The sequence below is a fragment of the Thiolapillus sp. genome (assembly GCF_048562965.1).
GTDB classification, from domain to species: Bacteria; Pseudomonadota; Gammaproteobacteria; order Chromatiales; family Chromatiaceae; genus Thiolapillus; species Thiolapillus brandeum_A.
In genome coordinates, this window is sequence record NZ_JBHNMF010000944.1 from 1 (window position 1) to 1101 (window position 1101).

At 53.5% G+C, this 1101-nt stretch carries 1 protein-coding gene; it reads left to right on the forward strand.

Annotated features, from left to right (window positions below):
• Nucleotides 1-1101 (forward strand): hypothetical protein (locus tag ACOCD2_RS21345; protein WP_419626069.1); only part of this gene is annotated, 1101 nt, incomplete at both ends.

Sequence of the window (1101 nt, forward strand, 5' to 3'; positions counted from 1 at the left end):
ATGGCGAAAGTGTTCCGGTAGCCGGGGCACGGCTCCTGATCGATGATGCCCTCTCCCCGGGGAAGGGGCTGATCGCTTTTGAGGGGAACAGCACGACCGCTGCCGAACTGGTCATCGACAACAGCGGTATCATTGTGGACCGGGCTTCGACGCTCGCGGATGTAGGGCACCTGTTCAGCTACACCGCTGGCGGGAAGGCAAGCATCAGCTTCCTCGGTGATCTGATCTTCCTGTGGTGCCCCAACAAACAGGTGGAGGTGGAACTGGGCCCTAAGACATCTGTGGCGGCAGGTTTCTCGGATATAACGTGTGTCTTTTCTGCGGATAAGATCCTCTCACAGATGCAGCTGGTACCCTGGTCTCACAAGGGTACTATAAAAGGCTGGAAGCAGGCGGGATCCCCGGGCATTACCTTTGACCGAAACGCCTTCCTATCGGCCACCCCGGTAGCTAAGCACGTGTGGGAGATGGAGAACTGGAAGTGTGACACGTACCTGAGCTCAGATGGTGCAGCCGTACGGATGGGCCACGGTGCGTACCTTCGGGCGAAGAACGCCACGAATCTGAGTGATCAGCCTGTCAAGATTCTTGGCACGCAGAAATGCCTGATCGAGGAATTGCAGGGCGTGCGTGTTATCTTCAAAGACGAAACGGAGCAACCCTTTAGCGATTACACGCTCATGTGGACCTACGCAAATGACTATCCCGCAGGTGTACGTCCACTGGGATACACCGCGGACATAAAGCCGTATCAGGATGGCGTGTCAGGCCACCTACAAAACACTGCTATCAATAAAGACGCTACCACGTACATCTATACTAATGTACTTTGGACAGACACTGCCTCACCTGCTGCAACTGATTGGGTTAACTGCGCACCTGATACGCTCACACTCTATGTGGCTAAATACGGCTATGCTAAGACAGCCTTTACAGTGGATACAAAGCTTCGCACAGTCCATGAAGAGACTATCGTTGGTGTAAAACTCCCCGTGGTCAAGACAGAAGCTGAAGTGGATCTGCATCTAACATCGAGTATCGCCATCTTCAGCTACGGAAAGATTGTCATAAGCGGAACAGTTACCTGCCAGGATGTTTACG